Source organism: Pseudomonas sp. MD195_PC81_125 (assembly GCF_014060985.1).
Taxonomy (GTDB): domain Bacteria; phylum Pseudomonadota; class Gammaproteobacteria; order Pseudomonadales; family Pseudomonadaceae; genus Aquipseudomonas; species Aquipseudomonas parakoreensis.
The window spans coordinates 1-635 of record NZ_JABULD010001017.1 but is presented as its reverse complement, the minus strand read 5'-3'; the positions used below and the strand labels follow the sequence as shown (position 1 = coordinate 635).

General features: G+C 43.6%; 1 pseudogene. It reads right to left on the bottom strand.

Annotated elements, in window-relative coordinates:
• Positions 1-302, bottom strand: a pseudogene (locus tag HT737_RS30925) (TolC family protein); the annotation flags it as partial.
• Between the last annotated feature and the right edge of the window lie 333 nt (positions 303-635).

Genomic DNA, 635 nt, shown 5'->3' with positions numbered 1-635 from the left:
ACCGTCGTGGTGCGCGAGTTTCGCCGAGTATCTTCAGCCTCCCAGGAAACCTCAGGGTTTGGAATCAATCCAGCCTGCTGTCGCTCTCCCTGAGCAATACCTGTCTCCCATTGAGCGGCCGCTAGGTCTGGGTTGTTGGAAAATGCAGTTTCAAGCGCTTGATCCATTGTGAGCATTTGAGCGTTTGCGGCTAACAAAGGAGCATTCAAAAGAGCAAGGATCGAAATAAGACCTGCTTGTAGCATGGTTTTATGCGTGATTGGGTGAGCAATAAACTTTCTAAACCGAAGTAATTCCATCATTCCCCAAAACCTTTATACAAAAAGAATTTCCCATGAGGCAAATATAATTCCGTACACCTATCAACAAGGTGACTGAAGAATTACAAATACGTTATCTAACGAATAAGCCTCACTTAATGCATTAGGATTAGGGCAATAAGTGCTCGCACCAAGCGACATCCCTAGACAAAAACGGGAGGCGGCTCTTGTACTACAGGGTGACGAGGGTCGCACGAAACCTTGTTAGTTTTAAACTCTATGATCCCATGAAAATTAAAAATGCAACCAGAATCCAACGTTTAAACAGAATGGTTAACTTTAAACAGATTCTAACGAAAAGAGCATTACGAACCA